The sequence below is a fragment of the Vibrio sp. YT-16 genome (assembly GCF_033337405.1).
GTDB classification, from domain to species: Bacteria; Pseudomonadota; Gammaproteobacteria; order Enterobacterales; family Vibrionaceae; genus Vibrio; species Vibrio alginolyticus.
Genome location: NZ_JAWOQQ010000129.1, coordinates 1 through 1,126 on the forward strand (window position 1 = coordinate 1; position 1,126 = coordinate 1,126).

Annotated in this window: 2 protein-coding genes and 1 pseudogene; all 3 read right to left on the reverse strand. The window is 45.6% G+C overall.

Annotated features, from left to right (window positions below):
• Positions 1–246, reverse strand: a pseudogene (locus tag R7F07_RS25240) (hemolysin); the annotation flags it as partial.
• 20 nt (positions 247–266) lie between these two features.
• A complete protein-coding gene (locus R7F07_RS25245; protein ID WP_005458175.1) occupies positions 267–857 on the reverse strand; it encodes a phosphoheptose isomerase in 591 nt (196 codons plus the stop codon).
• 3 nt (positions 858–860) lie between these two features.
• Positions 861–1,126: YraN family protein (locus tag R7F07_RS25250; protein ID WP_318110675.1), on the reverse strand; the 266-nt coding region annotated here is incomplete at its 5' end.

A 1,126-nucleotide genomic window follows, 5' to 3' on the forward strand; every position in this document is an offset into this window, starting at 1 on the left:
TGGAGCTTGGCCCATTAAAACAACCGTACCATTGTACGAGCTCGCAACAACTCGTACATGCCCTTTAAATGGTTCTTTATTACCGATCGCTGCGACTTCAAATTCAATATTGTTGTCTTGCCAGATCTGCTTCGTGGTGCGAGTATCTGTCACAATATTTGCCGTGGTGGCAGCTCCAGCAATGAACAGTCCCGCACATCCGCTCAAGCTTAAGATGGTACATAAAATGATAAGGCTACGTATCATAATGCTGATTCTCAAATCTGTTATTCTTCGTGAGCAGGGAAAAGTACTTGGTCAATCAAATCGCATAAGCAGTGAAGAGTGACCATATGCACTTCGTGAATGCGAGCCGTGCGATGGGATGGAATACGAATTTCTACATCGTTTTCGCCCAGTAATCCTGCCATCTCACCACCATCTTTACCTGTTAGGGCGATAATAGTCATGTCGCGAGTTACGGCCGCTTCCATCGCTTTGATGATGTTTTTGCTGTTGCCACTGGTAGAAAGAGCCAGAAGAATATCGCCTGGTTGGCCAAATGCACGAACTTGCTTAGAGAAAATCTCTTGATAGTGGTAGTCGTTTGCAACTGCCGTTAGCGTGGTGTTGTCCGCAGTCAGCGCCATAGCGGGAAGGCTAGGGCGTTCGGTCTCAAAGCGATTTAAAAGACAAGAAACAAACTGTTGTGCATTTGAGGCGCTGCCACCGTTGCCGCAGCAAAGAATCTTGTTGCCATTCAGCAAGCTCGAAACCATGGCTTGAGCGGCGTGCGTGATCGCATCAGGCAGAGCTTCTGCGGCTGCGATTTGAATTTGAATACTTTCTGTAAAGCTGTCTTTAATGCTGTCTAGCATCGCTTATCCTTCAGATATTGCATTTTGTATCCAGTTGATGTCGCGACCACTGTCATGAATGGCGATGACATCGAACCGATAATCTATGGTGTTCATTGTGCGTTGTTGGCTGAGCCAAACTTGTGCTGTTTTGATCAGTTTGCGCATTTTAGCGTTTGTGACCATTTCTGCCGCTGAGCCAAAATGATCGTTCTTACGATATTTGACTTCAACAAAGACGATAGTTTCATCTTGTTGGAAGATTAAATCAACTTCGCCGAACTTTGTCA

Bases quoted from the DNA above. Each gene is read 5' to 3' on its own strand.
- R7F07_RS25245 (WP_005458175.1), bottom strand. From the start codon at position 857: ATGCTAGACAGCATTAAAGACAGCTTTACAGAAAGTATTCAAATTCAA.